The organism is Streptomyces sp. 2P-4 (genome assembly GCF_030167965.1).
GTDB classification, from domain to species: Bacteria; Actinomycetota; Actinomycetes; order Streptomycetales; family Streptomycetaceae; genus Streptomyces; species Streptomyces globosus_A.
On record NZ_CP095012.1, the window covers coordinates 283374 to 300708 of the forward strand.

Here is a 17335-nt window from a genome sequence, read left to right on the forward strand (position 1 = left end):
CGCCCGGTCCGACCGGCGCGTTCCGGCCGCGGCTCCCCTAGCATCCGGAAGGAGGGGCGGGCCGACCGCCCGCCGGAGCCCGCAGCGGGGGATCAGGAGGGACCGGGTGAGCGGGGACGTCAGCTTCGCAGTGCTGGGACCGCTGGAAGTCAGGACCGGGGACGAACGGCTGCGCCTGGGCGGCCCCATCCCCGCGCGGGTGCTCGCCACCCTGCTGCTCGAACCCGGCCGCACCGTCTCCGTCTCCCGCCTCGTCGCGGCCGCCTGGGACGACGAACCCCCCACCACCGCCGCCCACCAGGTCCGCAAGGCCGTCGCCGACCTGCGCCAGCGCATACCCGGCGGCGCCACCGCCATCGCCACCGAAGGCCCCGGCTACCGCATCGACGTCGACCCCGCCCGCCTCGACCTCACCCTCTTCACCCACCGCCTCCAGCAGGCCCGCGGCGCCCTCGACGCCCACCGCCCCGCCGAGGCCGCCGGGCACCTGCGCGACGCGCTCGCCCTGTGGCGCGGCCCCGTCCTCGCCGGCAGCAGCGGCCCCGTCATCGCCGCCGCCTCCGCCGTCCTCGAGGAACGCCGCCTGACCGCCGTCGAACAGCTCGTCGAACTACGCCTCGCCCTCGGCGAGAGCGGCGAACTCATCGGCGACCTGCGCGAACTGATCGCCGAGCACCCGCTGCGCGAAACCCTCCGCGGCCACCTGATGCTCGCCCTCTACCGCTCCGGACGCCAGGCCGAGGCCCTCGCCGAATTCGGCCGGGTCCGCGAACTGCTCGTCGAGGACCTCGGCATCGACCCCGGCCCCCAGCTCACCCGCCTCCACGAGGCGATCCTCCGCGACAGCCCCGAACTCGCCGCCCCGAACCCGCCGCCCCACCCGCCGCCCCGCCCCCGGACACCCCCCGCGCACCGGCCGGCGCCCCCTGCACCCTCCCGCCCGACCTCCCCGACTTCACCGGCCGCGAACGCGAGCTGCGCCACCTCCTCGCCCCGCCCGACCCGGGCCTGCCGGACGCCGCCGCCCGCGTCCTCGGCATCGACGGCATGGGCGGCAGCGGCAAGACCGCCCTCGCCCTGCACGCCGCGCACCGCCTCGCCCCCGGCTACCCCGACGGCCGGCTCTACGCCGACCTGCGCGGCTTCTCCTCCGCCGAGAGCCCCCGCCCGCCCGGCGCGGTCATCGGCTCCCTGCTGCGCATCCTCGGCACCCCCGGCGAACGCATCCCCGACGACCTCGACGGCCGCACCGCCCTGTGGCGGGCCACCCTCGCCGACCGCCGGGTCCTCCTCGTCCTCGACGACGCCGCGGACGCCGCACAGGTACGGCCGCTGCTCCCGGCCTCCTCCGGCTGCCTGGTCCTCGTCACCAGCCGCACCCGCATGACCGGGCTCGACGGCGCCGACTGGATCAGCGTCGCGGCGATGCCGCCGACCGACGGCCTCGCCCTGATCACCCGCGTCCTCGGCGCGGACCGCGTACGCGCCGAACCCGGCGCCGCCGCCGCACTCGGCTCCCTGTGCGGGCACCTGCCGCTCGCCCTGCGCATCGCCGGCGCCCGGCTGCGCAGCCGCCCCCGCTGGACCGTCCGCCACCTCGTCGACCGGCTCGGCGACGAGGCCCGCCGCATCGACGAGCTCCGCTCCGGCGACCAGAGCGTCAAGGCGACCCTCCAGCTGTCCTACGAGGCGATGGCCCCCGCCCACCGCGAGGCCCTGCGGCTCCTCGGCCTGCACCCGGGCCGCGACATGGGCGTCCACTCGGCGGCCGCCCTGCTGGGCACCGGCCTGCGGGAGGCCGAGGACGTCCTGGAGCACCTCCTCGACATGAACCTCGCCTGCCAGTACGAGATGGGCCGCTACGCCCTCCACGACATGGTCCGCAGCTTCACCCACAGCCTGCACGGGGCGCCGCCGCGGCCGCAGGAGCGGGCCGCCCTGCAACGGGTCCTCGACCACTTCCTCGCCGCCACCGAGGAGGCCTGCCGGATCCGCTTCCCCGGCCGCGCCCCCGCGGGACCGCCCGCGCCCGCGCCCTCGGAGGACGGCCTGCCCGGCCTCCCGGGCCCGGTCGACGCCGCGGCCGCGGAGGACTGGTTCGAGCGGGAACAGGGAGCCCTGCTCGCCGCGGCGCAGTGCGCGGAGCGGGCCGGCTTCGACCGGCACGCCGTCCACCTGGCCCGCAACCTCGCCTTCCACCTCAACGCGCGCAGCAGCCTGGAGGAGTTCGGCCGGGCCGCCGCCGTCGCGGTAGCCGCGGCCCGCCGCCTCGGCGACCCGGCCGTGCTGCGGGTCAGCCTGTCGAACCAGGCCGTCGCCCACTGCAAGCTCGGCCGGTTCCCCGAAGGCGTCACCGCGGCGACCGAGGCGCTCGGCCTGGCGGCCGGCCTGGACGACCGGTCCGGCGAGGCGGTCTGCCTCACCCTGCTCGGCCTGCTGCAGAGCCTCCTCGGCGACCTCGGCGCGGCCCGCCGCCACCTGGAGCGCGGGGCCGCCCTGCACCGGGAGCTCTCCGATCCGCGGCAGGAGGCGTACACCCTGTGCAACCTGAGCTCGGTCCTGACCTGGACCGGCCGGCCCGCGGAGGCCGCCGCGGCCGCCGCCCGCGCAGTCGCCCTGGCCGGGCGGGCCGGCACCGCCGGCGAGCAGGTGTCCGCGCTCAACGACCTGGCCGCCGCCCGCCTCGCGCTCGGCGAGGAGCAGGAGGCCCTCGCCGCGCTGGAACGGGCCATGGACCTGGCAGGCGAGTGCCGCATGCCGGAGAACCTCGGCCTCACCCTCGCCCTGGCAGCCGAGGCCTGCCAGCGCACCGGCCGCACGGTCCTCGCCGGAGACCACGCCGAACGGGCCCTGGAGCTCATCCGGGCGCACGGCACCGCGCTGCGGCAGGCGGTCGCGGAGAACGTCCTCGGCCGGGTCCACCTGCTGCGCGGCGCCCCCGAACGGGCCCGGGAGCTCCACGCCGAGGCCCTCCGCAGCGCCGACGCCGTCGGCTACCGCATCGAGTCCGCCAGAGCCCTGCGCGGCCTGGCCCTCGCCCACGAGGCGCTCGGCGACCGGGACCGGGCCCGCACCCACCGCGACCGGGCGGACGCCGCGTTCGCCGCCCTGACCGGCGCCCCGGCGCCCGCCGCCCTGGCCACCGTCCCCTGAGCGAAGGCAGAGAAGGGCGGCTCAGCCCTACGGCCGGACGAACGACGGGCCGATCTCGGTCGCACGCACGCCCCCGCCCCCGTCCCCGCCCGCCGGCCCGAGGGCGGCGCCCGCCCCGCAGACAGCCGCCGCTGCCACCGCCGCCACCAGGACGGCCACCGTCCTCCGCATCACGCAACCTCCTCCTCGCCGGGGCCGGCGCGCCCCGCGGCGCCCGGCAGGAACCATGCTGGCCGCGGCCGTTCCCGAAGGGTTCCCGCCCGGATCCCGGCCGCGGCGGCGGCGCGGGCCGCCCGTACGCCCTCAGCCGGTCAGGCGCAGCGGCAGCGTCCGCAGCCCGCCCACCACGACCGAGTCCAGCCGCTCCGGCGGGCCGTCCGGCTCCACGCCGCGGACCTGGCGGACGAACTCCCGCAGCACCGCCCGGATCTCCAGCTTCGCCAGCTGCGAGCCCACGCAGTAGTGCGGGCCCGCGCCCAGCGCCAGGTGCCGGTTCGGGGTGCGGCGGATGTCGAAGGCGTCCGGGTCGGCGAAGTGCGCGGGGTCCCGGTTCGCGGACGGCAGCCAGCACACCACGAGGTCGCCCTCGCGGACCTGCCGCCCGCCCAGCACCGCGTCCCGCGCGGCCCGCCGCACGAGGTGCGTGGCGCTGGAGGTCCACCGCAGGATCTCCTCGATCGCCGTCCCGGCCACCTCCTCGAAGCCGGTGCGCAGCAGCTCCCACTGCGCGGGCCGCTCCAGCAGCGCGAGCATGCCGCCCGACATGGCGAGCCGTACGTTCTCCGTCCCGCCGACCAGCAGGTTGTCGCAGTTGAGGACGACGTCCTCGACAGGCAGCGGCCGGCCGTCCACGTGCACCGCCGCGAGGACGCTGACCAGGTCGTCGCCGGGCTGGGCCCGCCGCCGCTCCGCCAACTCGCCGAAGTAGTCGAGGATCTGCAGGTGCGCCAGCGTCCGCTCCGTCGCGGTGCCCGCGCAGAACGCGTCCGTCGTCCACTCCACGATGTCCGGCCGGTCCCGCTCCGGAATCCCGAGGAACGTGCAGACCACCTCCACCGGCAGGACGGCCGCGATGCCGGTCACGAAGTCGGTGCGCCCGGCCGCCACCGCGTCCCGGACGATCCGCTCCGCCTGCGCGTCCAGCGCGTCCGACAGCCGGCGCAGGTTGCGGGGGGCGAACCAGCCGGCGACGGCCCCGCGCAGCACCCGGTGGCGCTCCGGCTCGGACAGGGCCAGGGTCCGGTTGCCGCCCGGGTCGTCGCCCTGGGCGCGCGGCCGCAGCAGGATCCCCGAGGCGGAGCTGTACGTCCGCGCGTCCCGCAGCACCTCGTCGATCTCGTCGTAGCGGGTCAGCGACCAGAAGCCGGGGAACTCGCCCGGCCCGTGCCACAGCACCGGCTCCTGCTCGCGCAGCCGGGCCCACAGGGCGTACGGGTCGCCGGAGCGGTGCGTCTCGCCGTCGAGGAGGCGTGCGGTGTCCTCCTGCGCCGTCGTCCGCGGCGCGTGCGCCGCCGCCGTCGCGCTCACGGCGCCGAAGGGGCCGCGGCGGCCGCCGACCGGGCCAGCTCGTCGGAGATCAGCGGGAACGGCGGCTCGGTCCGCAGGTAGAAGTGCCCGCCGGGCAGCACCAGCGGGGTGAACGTGCCGGAGGTGTGCCCGCTCCACCGGGCGAACCGCGTGCGGATCTCCGGGATGTCGTCCTCCCCGGCCACCGCGACCAGGCGGGAGGAGATCCGGGCGCCCTCGTACCCGTCGTAGCGGGAGACGAGCCGCAGGTCCGCCTTGATGTACTCCAGCAGCAGCTCCATCAGCTCGTCCTCCCGGAGCAGTTCGATGCTGAGCGGCTCGTACCGGCCGAGGTAGCGGAGGACGTCCGCGGTGTCCTCGAACGGCACCGGCGGGCGCAGCGCGGGCGCCGCCGCCGACGACACCACCAGGACGGGCACCGGCCGGCCGGCCCGCTCCAGCAGCCGGGCCGTCTCGAAGGCGACGTACGCGCCCATGCTGTGCCCGAACAGCACGGAGTACGCCTCCCCGCTCGCCAGGACCTCGTCGGCGACGGCCTGCGCCAGCCCGGTCAGCGACTCGGGATGGTCCTGCGTGATGCGGTCCTCGCGGCCCGGGTACTGCACGGCGTGGACGCGGGCCCCGGGCAGCAGGCCCTGCCAGGAGCGGAAGAAGGAGGCGCAGCCGCCCGCGTGGGGGAAGCACAGGACGGCCGGGCGCCCGTCGTGCCCGGGGGCGAACTCTCTGATGGAGCTGGTGGTCGAAGGCATGGGGAACCCATCGGTGTCGTGGCGGACGTACGGACGGACGGACGGCGTGCGGAGGCGGGCCGGGCGGGGCCCGCGGTCAAGGCTGCGACAGCAGTTCGACCTGCTCGGGGATGGTGCCGCACCGGTACACCTGCCGGACCGGCAGCGTCCGGCCCGCGATCCGGCCCAGCGCGCGGGAGAGCCGCAGCACGGACAGCGAGTTCCCGCCGAGGTCGAAGAAGGTGTCCTGCTCGGTGCCCCGCACGGGGACGCCGAGGACCTCCTCCCAGGCGCGCGCGATCTGCGCCGCGAGCCCGCCCGCCACGGGCGCCGGGGCAGCTGCGGCGGGCGCGGGCCGGCGTACCGACGCCAGCAGCGCCGCCCGGTCGATCTTGTCGTGTGCGGAGCGCGGCAGCGACGGCAGGAACACGATCCGGTCGGGCACGACCGCCGCGCTCAGCGCCTCCTCCACCACCCGCCGCACCGACGCCGCGTCCACCTCCGCGCCCGGCTCTCGCACCGCGAAGGCGTACGAGGTCGCGGACTCGGCGTCATAGGCGACGGCCGCCGCCCGCAGGCCCGGATGCGCGGCGATGGCCTCCTCGACGGCCTCGATGTGGACCCGCACCCCGCGGATCTTCACCTCGTTGTCGAGCCGGCCCACGAACTCCAGGCCGCCCTCCGGCAGCCACCGCCCCAGGTCGCCCGTCAGGTACACCCGCTCCAGCCGGCCCGGCCCGGTCTCGACGTCGGTGAACCGGGCCCGCGTCAGCGCCTCGTCACCGACGTAGCCGCGGGCGACCGTCGGGCCGCTGACCGCGATCTGCCCGGCCGCGCCCAGCGGCACGGCGCGCAGCCGCTCGTCGAGCAGGTGCACGGTCGCCCCCGGGATCGCGAAGCCGATCGTGGAGTCCGCGGGCTCGGTGTAGAAGCGGTACGTCGACCAGACGGTGCACTCCGTCGGCCCGTACTCGTTGCCCAGCACCACACCGGGCAGCAGCGCGAAGTGCCGGTCGATGACGGACCGGGCGAGGGACTCCCCGGCGCACACCACCACCCGCAGCCGCTCCAGCGCGGCCGCGACGCCCGCATCCTCCCGGGCGGTGTCCAGCAGCTCGGAGTGGAAGCTCGGCACGGTCAGCGTCTGGGTGACGCCGTACGCGGCGATCAGCCCGGCCAGCGCCTGCGGGTTGCGCCGCTCCTCCTCGTCGGCGACGACGAGCGTCCCGCCCACGGCGAGCGTGCCCCACACCCCGGCCACCGACGAGTCGAAGTGGAACGGCGACAGCAGCAGGAACACGGGCCTGCCGAACCGCTCGTACACCTCCACGCGCGCGGCGTTCGACGCCGCCAGGTTCCGCTGCGAGACCGACACGCCCTTGGGGCGGCCGCTGCTGCCCGAGGTGTACAGCACGTACGCCTCCCGCTCCGCGGGGTCCCGCACCCACTCCCGGCCCGCCGAGGCGCCTACCGGCGGCGGCTCCGCGGCGGCGTCGAACGCGCCCGTGCGCGGATCGACGACCACCCCCAGCCCCGCCGACTCCCGGATGTGCGCCAGCGCCTCCGGCGCCGCCCGCGGGTCGGCGAACACGAACGACCGGCCCGACAGCCAGGCCGCCAGGGCGTACACGACGGCCCCGGCCGTCCGGTGCGACAGGATGCCGATCCGGTCCGCGCCGGCGGACCGCGGGTCGGCGTCCAGCTCCCGGGCGGCGGCCTCCGCCGCCTCCCGCAGGGCGCCGTAGGACAGTACCGAGCCCCCGCACACCACGGCGGGGCCGTCGGGGCTGCGCAGGGCGTGCTCCATCACCGCGTCGAGGGCAAGCTGATGTCTCGTCATGGCCCGCATGCTGCGCAGCCGCCCTTCCCGGATCCTTCCCGACGCGTTCCGGGAACCCGCCGGGAAGCCGCCGGGAACGCGCCGGGAGCGGCCCCTCCCAGACTCGTCGGTGCCGGCGGCCCGCGCACACCCCTGCCGCCCGGCCCCACGGACACCACTGGAAGGGACAGCCGCGGTGTACAAGTCTTTCGCCGAGAAGCTCTCGGAGCCCGACCTCATCGACCTCGGGAACGGCATCCACGTCCTGCGGTTCGAGGTCATGAAGGTCACCTCGGTCCGCGCCGCCGTCGTGGACCTCCTCGAACGCGGCGTGATCCGCCCCGGCCAGACCCTCGTCGACAGCTCCAGCGGCATCTACGGCCACGCCCTCGCCCTCGTCTGCCGCGAACTCGGCCTCAAGGCACACGTCTTCGCCTCCGTCGCCGTCGACGCCGCGATCCGCACCCAGCTGAAGTACCTCGGCGCCACCTACACGCAGGTGCCGTCCTCCGGGGACGACGGCCTCCAGCACGACCAGGAGACCCGCGTCCGCCTCGTCCACGCCTACCTGCGCGAGCACCCCGACGCCTACTGGATGCAGCAGTACCACGACGACGTCCACTACCTCGGCTACGAGCGCGTCGCCCACACCGTCGTCAAGGAGCTCGGCTCCGACGGCGTCACCCTCGTCGGCGGCATCGGCACCGGCGCCTCCACCGGCGCGATGAGCCGCTACCTGCGCGCCGCGTCCGCGGGCGTCCGCGTCGCCGGCATCCAGCCCTTCGGCAGCCGCTCCTTCGGCTCCGAGGCCATCCCCCTCGACGGGTTCATCATCGCCGGCATCGGCAGCGGCATCCGCTTCGACAACATCGACTACAGCGCCTACGACGACATCCACTGGCTCGACTTCTCCGTCTCCGCCGCCGGATGCCGCCACCTGCTCTCCACCACCGGCGTCTTCGCGGGCCTGTCAGCCGGCGCGAGCTGGCAGGTCTCCCGCCACATCCGCGCCGCCGAACCCGACGGCAGCCCCATCGTCTTCCTCGCCGCCGACCCCGGCCACCGCTACGTCGAACGCGTCTTCCCGCCCGACGGCCCGCTCACCGAGGACCCCGCCTACCACCCGCGCACCATCGCCGACCTCTCCGAGATGGCAGGCCCCTGGTGCACCATGCGCTGGGACCGGCGGCCCTACAGCGTCACCGACGACCTCCCGCCCTACACCCCCGCCGCCGCCCGGCAGCCCGCGTACGCCTGACCCCCCCGCCACCCCGTCCGGCACCTCCTGCGAGGCCACACCATGACCCACGTCGCCGTCATCAACTACGGCCCCCGCCACGACTACGCCGCGATGCTCCCCGAACTGGCCGACCGGCTCCACGTCTTCAGCCACCACCGGCTCACCGGCACCGCCGCCCTCGCCTCGTACGAGTACGTCGAGGACTGCGAGTCCGTCCCCTACCCGGAGCTGCGCATCCGCGGACTCGCCCGCGACACCGGCCTCGCCCACGTCATCACCGACAACGAGTACGACCTGGAGCGCGCCGCCCGCATCCGCGCCGACCTCGGCCTCCCCGGCCAGAGCCCCGCCAGCGCCCTGTCCTTCCGCGACAAGGCCGTCATGAAGGAGACCGCCCGCCGCACCGTCCCCACCGCCCCCTTCCGGCGGCTCGCCGACATCACCGACCTGACCGGCTTCATCGCCGAGCAGGGCTACCCCGTCGTCGTCAAACCCGTCAAACAGGGCGGCTCCCGCGACATCAGCGTCCTGCACGACGACGACGCCCTCCTCGCCTTCAGCCGCCGCCCCTGGCGCGACGACCTCATGGCCGAGGGCTTCGTCGAAGGCCCCATGTACCACGTCGACGCCGTCGTCGCCCCCGGCTACCGCTTCGTCGCCGCCTCCCGCTACCTGCGCAGCTGCCTCGGCGTGTTCTCCGGGCACAACAACGGCTCCGTGCAGCTCCACCCCGTCCGCGACCCCTTCGCCCGACGGCTGGAGGAGTTCCTCGACCGCGTCCTGGAGGCCTTCGAGACCCCCGACACCGCCGCCTACCACCTGGAGGTCTTCCACACCCCCGACGACGAGCTCGTCCTCTGCGAGATCGCCTCCCGCGTCGGCGGCGACCGCATCCCCGCCCTCACCCGCCTCACCTACGGCGTCGACCTGCACACCGCCTGGCTGCGCCAGTCCGTCGGCCTGCCCGCCGCCCCGCCGCCCAGCGCGCCCCCCGCCGCCGTCCACGGCTCCGTGTCGATCCTCCCGCAGGGCCGGCCCGTCGCCGCGCCCGAACGGCCGCCGTTCCCCTGGGTGCGCCACTACGAAACCAACGAGAACCTCGCCGCCGGCGCAGTCGCCCAGAACAGCACCTCCTACCTGTGCTTCGCGATCGTGGAGGGCGCCGACGCCGCCCAGGTCGAACAGCGGCTCCTGGAAACCGAGGCATGGCTCATGGACCGGGTCCGGGACACGGAGGTGCCGGCCCCGTGAACACCTGGCGGCAGACCTCGCCGACCGGCCGCGCCCTCCTGGTCACCGTCCTCCTCACCGGCCTGACCACCTTCATGTTCCTCCCGCTGCTCGCCGTCCACCTCTCCTCGGAGGGCGTCCCCGCCGGCCGCACCGGCTTCCTCGTCGGCCTGCTGGCCTTCTGCAGCCAGGGCTTCTCCCTGGTGTGCGGGCTCGTCGTCGACCGCTTCGGCACCCGCGCCGTCCTCGCCTCCGGCTTCGGCCTGCGCATCGCCGGATACGCCCTCCTGGGCGCCGGGACCGCCTCCGCGACCGCCGTCGCAGGGATCGCCGCCGTCGGCATCGGCGGCTCGCTGCTGGGCCTGGCCGTCAAGACCCGGCTCGTCGCCGAGGACGGCGTCCCCGCCCGCGACATGCTCGCCCTGCGCTCCACGTTCGTGAACGTGGGCGTCATCGCCGGCCCCGCACTCGGCGCGCTCGTCTACCCGCTCGGCTTCGGCTGGATCCTCGCCGCCTGCATCCTCTCCCACCTGCTCCTCGGCATCCGGCTGACCCTCCGCCCCGCGGCCGCCGCCCCGTCGGCGGCCGCGCCGCCGCAGCCGGGCGGCGGCCCGACAGCCGCCACCGGGGCGGCGCCTGCGGCCGCGGACCCCGCCGCCCGGCGCCGGGCCGTGCGCCAGTGGGTCCCGCTCTGCCTGGTCGGCGTCGCCTTCTGGGCCCTCTACAGCCAGCTCAACGTCATCCTGCCGATCAGCGCCAAGGAGATGACCGGCAGCACCGCCGCCATCTCCGTCGTCTTCACCGTCAACGGCCTCCTCGTCGTCCTCCTCCAGTACACGCTCCTGCGCCACGTGTTCCGGCAGGCCGCCGCCCGCACCCTGCTCGTCGTCGGGTTCCTCGCCTTCGCCGCCGCGTACGCGCTCCTCATCCCGCTCGCCGGCTGGTCCGCGCTGCTGGCGTTCGTCCTGCCGGTGACGCTCGCCGAGATGCTCATCGCCCCCAGCCTCGACGAGCAGGCCGTCCAGGCCGGACCGCTCGGCCGGACCGGGCTCGCCCTCGGCGCGATGAGCGCCGCCGGCGCCGTCGGCAGCCTGCTCGGCTCCAGCCTCGGCGGCTTCCTCCTTCAGACGCTGCACACCGGCACCGGCATCTGGCTGGTGATCGTCGCGGTGTCCGTCGCCGCGGCCGCCTCCTCACTCCTCCTCCCGAAAGCGCGGATGCAGCATGCCTGACCTGCCCGACCCCACCGCCGCCGACCGGCCCGACCGGTCCGACCTTCCCGGCCTTCCCGAGCCGCGGCCCACCGCCGTCCTGCTCAACCCGCGTGACCTCGTCATCGCCGCCGCGCAGCGGCTCGGGCTGTCCGTCGTCGTCGCCGCCGACCCCTCCTCGCCGGTCCCCGTCCCCGACGGCCTGCCCTGCACCGTCCTGCGCACCCCGTGGATCACCGACCCCGCCGACCTCGTACGCCGGCTGCGCGCGCTCGCCCCGGCCGGACCCGCCTCCGTGTTCGGGTTCGGCGAGGCCGGCGCCGGCACCGCTGCCGCCGTGAACCGGGAGCTGGGCTGGCCCGGCAACCCGCCCGAGGCGCTGGAGGCCTTCCGGGACAAGGCCCGGCTGCGGGCCGCCGTCGGCGACCGGGCCGGCGTACCGGTGGCGTACGAGGTCTGCTCCGACCGCGAACAGGCCCGTGCCGCCGCCGCCCGCATCGGCTTCCCCTGCGTCATCAAGCCCGTCGCGGGCACCGGCAGCTCCGGCGTCCGCCTCCTCACCACGCCCGAGGAGGCCGAAGCGCACCTGGCGGCAGTGGCGTTCACCGCGCAGTACGTCGTCGAGGAGTTCCTGGAGGGCGCCGAGTACAGCGTCGAGGCCGTGAGCACCCCCGCCGGGCACCGCGTCCTGGCCGTCACCGAGAAGGCGACCACGGGCGCCCCCCACTTCGTCGAGACCGGCCACGTCCTGCCCGTGGTCCTGGACCCCGCCGACGAGGCCGCCGTCACCGCCGTCGTCACCGCCACCCTCGACGCGGCCGGGCTGCGCTACGGGCCCTCCCACACCGAGGTCATGCTGACCGCGGCCGGCCCCCGCCTGATCGAGTCGCACGGCCGGCCCGGCGGCGACCGGATCAGCGACATGCTGGGCCTCGCGCTCGGCGAGGACGTCTTCGCGCAGATGATGCTCGCCGTCTTCGGGCTGCCGGAGCCGGCGCGCGCCGCCCGCCGCCGCGTCGCGGGCATCCGGTACGTCACCTTCGACCGGAGCGTGCCCGTGCCGCCGCACGGGACGGGCACCGCGCTCGTCGCCTCGCTGCCCGGGGTCGCCGAGGTGGAGATCAGCGTTCCCGCCGGGGAACTGCCGCCGCCGGTGGCCGCGTCGGGCGACCGGCACGGCTTCGTGGTCGCCACCGGCGACACCCGCGAGGAGCTGGAGGCCAACCTCGCCCGCGCCGTCCGCACCCTGACCGCCGCCTGACCCGCCCGCCGCCGCCCGGCCGCCCCGCCCCGCCGCCGTCCCGTCCTTCCGAAGAAGAGGTGCCGTCCGTGCCGTACAAGATCCTCGTCCTGGTCTCCCAGGCCTCGAAGTTCGAGCTCGACAACCACTCGATCATCCCGAGCGCCCTCCACCGCGAGGGCCACGAGGTGCACGTCGGCGACATCGACACGCTGAACGTGCACGACTCCGTCGTCGTCTGCGACCGGGTGCGGCTCTCCGAGGAGTTCATCGCCGGCGGCGACTTCCCGTCGCTGAGCGAGCCCTACGCCTCCGCGGAGGACTTCGACCTGGTGTGGGTGCTCGCCGGAACCCACCCGGAGGCCGGAGACGACTCCTTCCGCCTGCTGTGGCTGCTGAACCAGCGCGTCCCGTTCGTCAACGACGCCTCCGCGCTGTTCTTCCTCAACACGAAGATCAACCTGGGGGCGGTCGTCCCCGCCGAGCACCTGCCCGCCTCGTACGTCTCCAACGACTTCGACTTCCTGAACGCGCTCGTGGAGTCCGACGCCGACCGCTCCTGGGTGGTCAAGCCGACCAGCGACGGCTGCGGCGCCGACGTCTTCGTCGTCAACAAGCTCGACCGCAACCGCTCCGCGCTGCTCGGCTCGGCCACCGGCAACGCCGCGTCCCGGAACGGCCGCTACGGCCGCGAGATCATCGGCATGGCCAAGCGGCACACCGTCGCCCAGGAGTACGTCCCCCACGTCCGCACCAACGAGAAGCGCGTCATCATCGCGGGCGACACCCCTGTCTCGGGCTTCCTGCGCTTCCACCCGGAGCACGACCACCGCTCCAACGCCACCCTCGGCGCCCGCTTCGAGGCACTGGAGCTGACCCCGCAGGAGGAGGACTTCGTCCGTCTCCTGGGCAAGCGGATGATGGACCTCGGCATCTTCTACTCGGGCATCGACATGGCGTACCCGTACGTCATCGAGGTGAACATGGTGAACCCCGGCGGACTCAGCTACCACACGCTCGCCACCGGCGAGGACACCTCGTCCGCGGCGGTCAACGCCGTGCTGGAGTCCCTCCGCTCCGCCGGCAGGCTGCGCTGACCGGGGGCGCGTACGCGCGGAAGCGGCCCGCCCCGTTCCCGGGGGCGGGCCGCTTCCCATGCGGTCCTCATACGACGGTGCTCACCGTCGTGCCGTGCGTGCGGTCGGTGCGGTCCGCGGCGGTCCGTGCCGGACCGCCGCGGACTACCAGCCGGCCGAGCCGATCTCCTTGCGGGCGCCGAGGCCGGAGCCGGTGCCCGGGTAGAGGAAGAGCTTGCCGGTGGAGTTCTGGACCGCGATCAGGTCGTCCGACGGGCTGTTGTTGAACAGGTCGCCGCCGATCAGGTCGGACATGCCGTTCCAGCCGCCCGAGCCGATCATGATGCGCGGGCTCAGGTACCCGCGGTCTCCCGGGTAGAGGAACAGCTTGCCCGTCGACTTCTCGACCGCGACGAGGTCCTGGCGGCCGCTGTTGTTCAGGTCCATGCCGGTCAGGTTCGTCATGCCGTTCCAGCCGCCGGAGCCGATCTCCTTGCGGGCGCCGAGGCCGGAGCCGGTGCCCGGGTAGAGGTACAGCTTGCCCGTCGACTTCTCGACCGCCGCGAGGTCCGCGACGCTGTCGCCGTTGAGGTTCAGCGCGGTCAGGTTCGACATGCCGTTCCAGCCGCCGGAGCCGATCAGCACGCGCTCGGAGCCGCCCGAGATCGTCGAGTTGTCCCTGCCCTTGTAGAGCCACAGCTTGCCGGTGGACTCCTCGACGGCGACCAGGTCGTCCTTGCCGTCCTTGTTGAAGTCGCCGCCCGTCAGGTTCGACATGCCGTTCCAGCCGCCGGAGCCGAGCAGCACACGGGACGAGCCGCCGGCGATCGTGCCGTTGCCGTTGCCCTTGTACATCCACAGCTTGCCCGTGGAGTTCTCCACCGCGACGATGTCGAGGACGTTGTCGCCGTTGAGGTCGGCGGACGCCAGGTCGTTCATGCCCTTGTCGGTCGGGTCGCCCGGCGGAGCCGGGATGACCGGCGGCTCCTCGGTCGTGGTGCCGCAGTTCTTGCTGGTCTGCGTCCTGTCCGGGTAGAACGCGGCGCCGTTGAACGTGGGCCGCTGGTCGGTGCGGTTCAGGCGCTGCTCGTAGTGCAGGTGGGCGCCGGTGGAGTTGCCCGTGCTGCCGACGGCGCCGATCTGCTGGCCGGCCTTGACGGAGGCGCCGTCCGAGACGCTGAAGCTGCTCAGGTGGGCGTAGACCGTGCTCCAGCCGCCGCCGTGGTCGATGACGACGTACTTGCCGTAGCTGCGGCCGCCGAGGTCGCGCACCGTCGCCTTGCCGGCGGCGCTCGCCACGACCGGGGAGCCGTACGTGGAGCCGCCCTGGGTGAAGTCGAGGGCGTAGTACGAGGGGCTGTGGCCGGAGCGGGAGCGGCCGGTCCAGGACTCGTTGCACTTGAACGGCATCTGGAAGTGCGGCCGTTCGGCCGAGGCGAAGGTGGACATCGGGCCGATGTCGTAGCCGGCCGGCAGGCCCATCTCGGAGACGGTCAGCTCGTCGAGGTCGCCGTGGAAGTGGGTGTCCTCGACGGCGTTGGCGCCGCTGACGCTGAGGGTGGTGGCGGCGATGGTCGCGCAGAGCAGACCGGTCGCGATGCGGACTCGCCTGGTCATGAACTTCTTGATCATTTCGGTGTCGTCGTCCAAACCGGCCGGGGGCCGAGAGAAGGGGAGGTCGGGGGCCGCCGCGCCGCACAGTGGCGCGGCGGCGGGCGCGCTGCGGCCGCGGTGCGGCCGGCGCGGGGGCGGTGCAGGAAGGAGGGGGCCGGGCGGATGCCGGGCCGGGTGCAGGGCCGGCGGGGGCGGTGTCGTCACCCCCGCCGGGGCCACGGGGCTGCTACCAGCCGCCGGAGCCGATCTGCTTGCGGGCGGAGAGGCCAGAGCCGGTGCCGGGGTAGAGCCAGAGCTTGCCGGTGGACTTCTCGACGGCGACCAGGTCGTCGTAGGCGTTCGAGGTGAAGTCGCCGCCGATCAGGTCGTTCATGCCGTTCCAGCCGCCCGAGCCGATCTCCTTGCGCTCGGCGAGGCCCGTGCCGGTGCTCTTGTAGAAGAAGAGCTTGCCGCTGGAGGACTCGGCGGCGACCACATCGGTCTTGCGGTCGTTGTCGACGTCCATGCCGACGAGGTCGTGCATGCCGTTCCAGCCGCCGGAGCCGATCAGGACGCGGCTGCTGCCGCCGCCGATGGCGCCGGTGCCGTTGCCCTTGTAGAGCCACAGCTTGCCGGTGGACTTCTCGACGGCCACGACGTCGGCCTTGCCGTCGCCCGAGAAGTCGCCGCCGATCAGGTCCTTCATGCCGTTCCAGCCGCCCGAGCCGATCTCCTTGCGGGCGCCCAGGCCGGAGCCGGTGCCGGGGTAGAGGTAGAGCTTGCCGGTGGACTCCTGGGTGGCGACGATGTCGTCCTTGCCGTCGCCGTTGTAGTCGGCGGCCGCCAGGTTGGACATGCCGTTCCAGCCGCCGGAGCCGATCTCGACGCGGGCGCTGCCGGCGGCGATGGTGCCGTTGCTGTTGCCCTTGTACAGCCACAGCTTGCCGGTGGAGGCCTCGACGCCCACGACGTCGTCGACGGAGTCGCCGTTGATGTTCGCGGCCACCAGGTCGGTCATGCCGGGGGCGGGCTGCGGCTTGGGGGCCTCGTCGTCCACGATGTTCTTGTAGCGGACCGGGTAGTAGGGGCCGTACCCCGGGTAGTACGGGTAGTCGTAGATGCGGTGGTGCACTCCGCTCGGGGTGAAGTCGAAGCCCCAGTACTTGGTGTGGTCGCTGTTGGCCCACCGCTCGAAGAGGACGACGTGGCCGCCTGCGCCGGGGTCGTTGTCGAGCAGGGCGTCGCCCGCCTTCAGGTCCGACTTGCCGATCTTGTAGACGGTGCCGCGCGGCTCGAAGCCGTCCGTGGTCAGCGAGGTGTCCAGGTCCCAGGCCATCGAGACGAAGCCGGAGCAGTCGGTGCGGTACCCGCCGTGGCGGCCGCCCCAGTCGTAGTCGAGGCCGATCCCGACCCAGCTCTTGGCCCGCTCGATGACCGTGTCGCGGGATATCTTCGGCGTCGTGGCGGCCGCGGCGAACGACGTGGCGCGGGCCTCGGCGTCGACGGGCGTCTCCGCGCCCTGGCCAGGGCTGCCGAAGTCCGGGTTTCCTGAGTCGGCCGATGCGGCGCCGCCGGTCACGGGGGCCACGGAGGCCGGGGCGGCGGTCGCGGGGCCGTTGACCGCGACGACGGTGCCGGCCGCTGCGGCGATGGCGAGGAGGGCCGCGATTCCGGTGCGGCGGGCGGTCTGTCCGTTGCGAGGCATGGGTGTACTCCGGTTCGTCGTGCGTGAGGTTGTGGTGGGTGCCGGGAGCAGGGGTCGTCCGTGGGCTCGACCGGCGGTTCGGTGCGCTGTCGTGGTGCGGCGGGGCCGCGGGCTGGTGCGGAGGGAAAGCCGGGTGGCGGCGGGGGAGGGGTTCCGGCGCTGGTCGGACGGCTGCCCTGCAGGTACAGCGGTCTGGTGTGGCGGAGGAGGCGCCGGTGCGTCCCCGGTGTGTCCCGGTGCGTCCCCGTCCGGTCGCCTGAGGGGACGTCAGCCGGCGAGGGCGCCGGCGGCGTCCGCGGCCGGTGCCGCCGTCCCCGGAGTGCGCTCCAGGGGGACGGCCGAGGCCATCGGGGCGACCGAGGTGAGGCCGACGGCGAGGGCGAAGACCGCGGCGGCCCTCATGACGTGGATACGCATGGCGCTGGATTCCTTTCGAACGACAGGGTCGGTGGTGTGGCGTCCCGCCCGGCCCCGTGAGCGGACCGACTCCTTCGGACACGTCCCGCGGTGACGTTTCCTCAGGCCTTCGAGGCGGTGTCCCCGAGGTCTCCCTCGCTGACAGGAATCAGCTTCGCCGCTGGTCAAAGCGCTGGGAAGAGAGATCGACTGGACCGAACCGGCCCTGGCCCAACCGGGCCAGCGGGACTGCCGCACGGTGCCGGCGCGCCGGGTGGCGGGTGGGGGAGCGAGGTCAAGGCGGACCGGGCGGTTCCGGACATCTTTTGCGCGGCTGCGCATGCAGCGGGGACCGTACGGACACCCGTTCCGTGCCCGTACGGGTGTCCGTACGGGGACGCCCGGCCCGGCACCGGC

Annotated in this window: 14 protein-coding genes; 7 read left to right on the plus strand and 7 right to left on the minus strand. The window is 74.5% G+C overall.

Translation table 11 applies throughout. From position 1 onward, the window contains the following. The first annotated feature begins 106 nt into the window (after positions 1-106). Complete coding sequence (locus tag MUK52_RS33345; protein WP_502963642.1) at positions 107-1387, plus strand: AfsR/SARP family transcriptional regulator; 1281 nt, start codon at positions 107-109, stop codon at positions 1385-1387. A 488-nt stretch (positions 1388-1875) separates the two neighbouring features. After that, on the plus strand, positions 1876-3153 hold the full coding sequence (locus MUK52_RS33350; protein WP_502963651.1) for a tetratricopeptide repeat protein: 1278 nt from the start codon (positions 1876-1878) through the stop codon (positions 3151-3153). 27 nt (positions 3154-3180) lie between these two features. Here MUK52_RS33350 and MUK52_RS31920 read toward each other — a convergent pair whose 3' ends face one another. From MUK52_RS31920 to MUK52_RS31935, 4 genes are all read right to left on the minus strand, one after another. Further along, positions 3181-3324, minus strand: a complete 144-nt coding sequence (locus MUK52_RS31920; RefSeq protein WP_284581907.1) for a hypothetical protein — start codon at positions 3322-3324, stop codon at positions 3181-3183. Between the two features lie 132 nt (positions 3325-3456). Beyond that, on the minus strand, positions 3457-4680 hold the full coding sequence (locus tag MUK52_RS31925) for a cytochrome P450 (RefSeq protein ID WP_284581908.1): 1224 nt from the start codon (positions 4678-4680) through the stop codon (positions 3457-3459). After that, a complete protein-coding gene (locus MUK52_RS31930; RefSeq protein ID WP_114059289.1) occupies positions 4677-5429 on the minus strand; it encodes a thioesterase II family protein in 753 nt (250 codons plus the stop codon). Before MUK52_RS31930 ends, MUK52_RS31925 begins: the two co-directional genes overlap by 4 nt. Before the next feature lie 76 nt (positions 5430-5505). Then, on the minus strand, positions 5506-7248 hold the full coding sequence (locus MUK52_RS31935) for a non-ribosomal peptide synthetase (RefSeq protein ID WP_162793371.1): 1743 nt from the start codon (positions 7246-7248) through the stop codon (positions 5506-5508). A 175-nt stretch (positions 7249-7423) separates the two neighbouring features. On the opposite strand from MUK52_RS31935, the gene MUK52_RS31940 reads away from it, so the two are divergent. The 5 genes from MUK52_RS31940 (at position 7424) to MUK52_RS31960 (ending at position 13245) form a co-directional block, all read left to right on the plus strand. Further along, positions 7424-8485 (plus strand): pyridoxal-phosphate dependent enzyme, encoded by a 1062-nt coding sequence (locus MUK52_RS31940; RefSeq protein WP_246043008.1) that lies wholly within the window; start codon positions 7424-7426, stop codon positions 8483-8485. A gap of 42 nt (positions 8486-8527) precedes the next feature. Beyond that, positions 8528-9718, plus strand: a complete 1191-nt coding sequence (locus tag MUK52_RS31945) for an ATP-grasp domain-containing protein (RefSeq protein WP_284581910.1) — start codon at positions 8528-8530, stop codon at positions 9716-9718. Continuing rightward, positions 9715-10929 (plus strand): MFS transporter, encoded by a 1215-nt coding sequence (locus MUK52_RS31950; RefSeq protein WP_284581911.1) that lies wholly within the window; start codon positions 9715-9717, stop codon positions 10927-10929. The genes MUK52_RS31945 and MUK52_RS31950 overlap by 4 nt, the downstream gene beginning before the upstream one ends. Continuing rightward, a complete protein-coding gene (locus MUK52_RS31955) occupies positions 10922-12169 on the plus strand; it encodes an ATP-grasp domain-containing protein (RefSeq protein WP_284581912.1) in 1248 nt (415 codons plus the stop codon). The genes MUK52_RS31950 and MUK52_RS31955 overlap by 8 nt, the downstream gene beginning before the upstream one ends. Positions 12170-12237: 68 nt before the next feature. Continuing rightward, positions 12238-13245 carry an ATP-grasp domain-containing protein gene (locus tag MUK52_RS31960; RefSeq protein WP_114059491.1) on the plus strand — a complete coding sequence of 336 codons (1008 nt, stop codon included), beginning with the start codon at positions 12238-12240 and terminating at the stop codon, positions 13243-13245. A 144-nt stretch (positions 13246-13389) separates the two neighbouring features. On the opposite strand, the gene MUK52_RS31965 is transcribed toward MUK52_RS31960, so the two are convergent. The 3 genes from MUK52_RS31965 to MUK52_RS31975 all read right to left on the minus strand — a co-directional run bounded on the left by MUK52_RS31965 (position 13390) and on the right by MUK52_RS31975 (position 16939). Further along, positions 13390-14841, minus strand: a complete 1452-nt coding sequence (locus MUK52_RS31965) for a peptidoglycan DD-metalloendopeptidase family protein (protein ID WP_162793373.1) — start codon at positions 14839-14841, stop codon at positions 13390-13392. Between the two features lie 223 nt (positions 14842-15064). After that, positions 15065-16522 carry a C40 family peptidase gene (locus tag MUK52_RS31970; RefSeq protein WP_284581913.1) on the minus strand — a complete coding sequence of 486 codons (1458 nt, stop codon included), beginning with the start codon at positions 16520-16522 and terminating at the stop codon, positions 15065-15067. A gap of 267 nt (positions 16523-16789) precedes the next feature. Beyond that, on the minus strand, positions 16790-16939 hold the full coding sequence (locus MUK52_RS31975) for a hypothetical protein (RefSeq protein WP_284581914.1): 150 nt from the start codon (positions 16937-16939) through the stop codon (positions 16790-16792). Between the last annotated feature and the right edge of the window lie 396 nt (positions 16940-17335).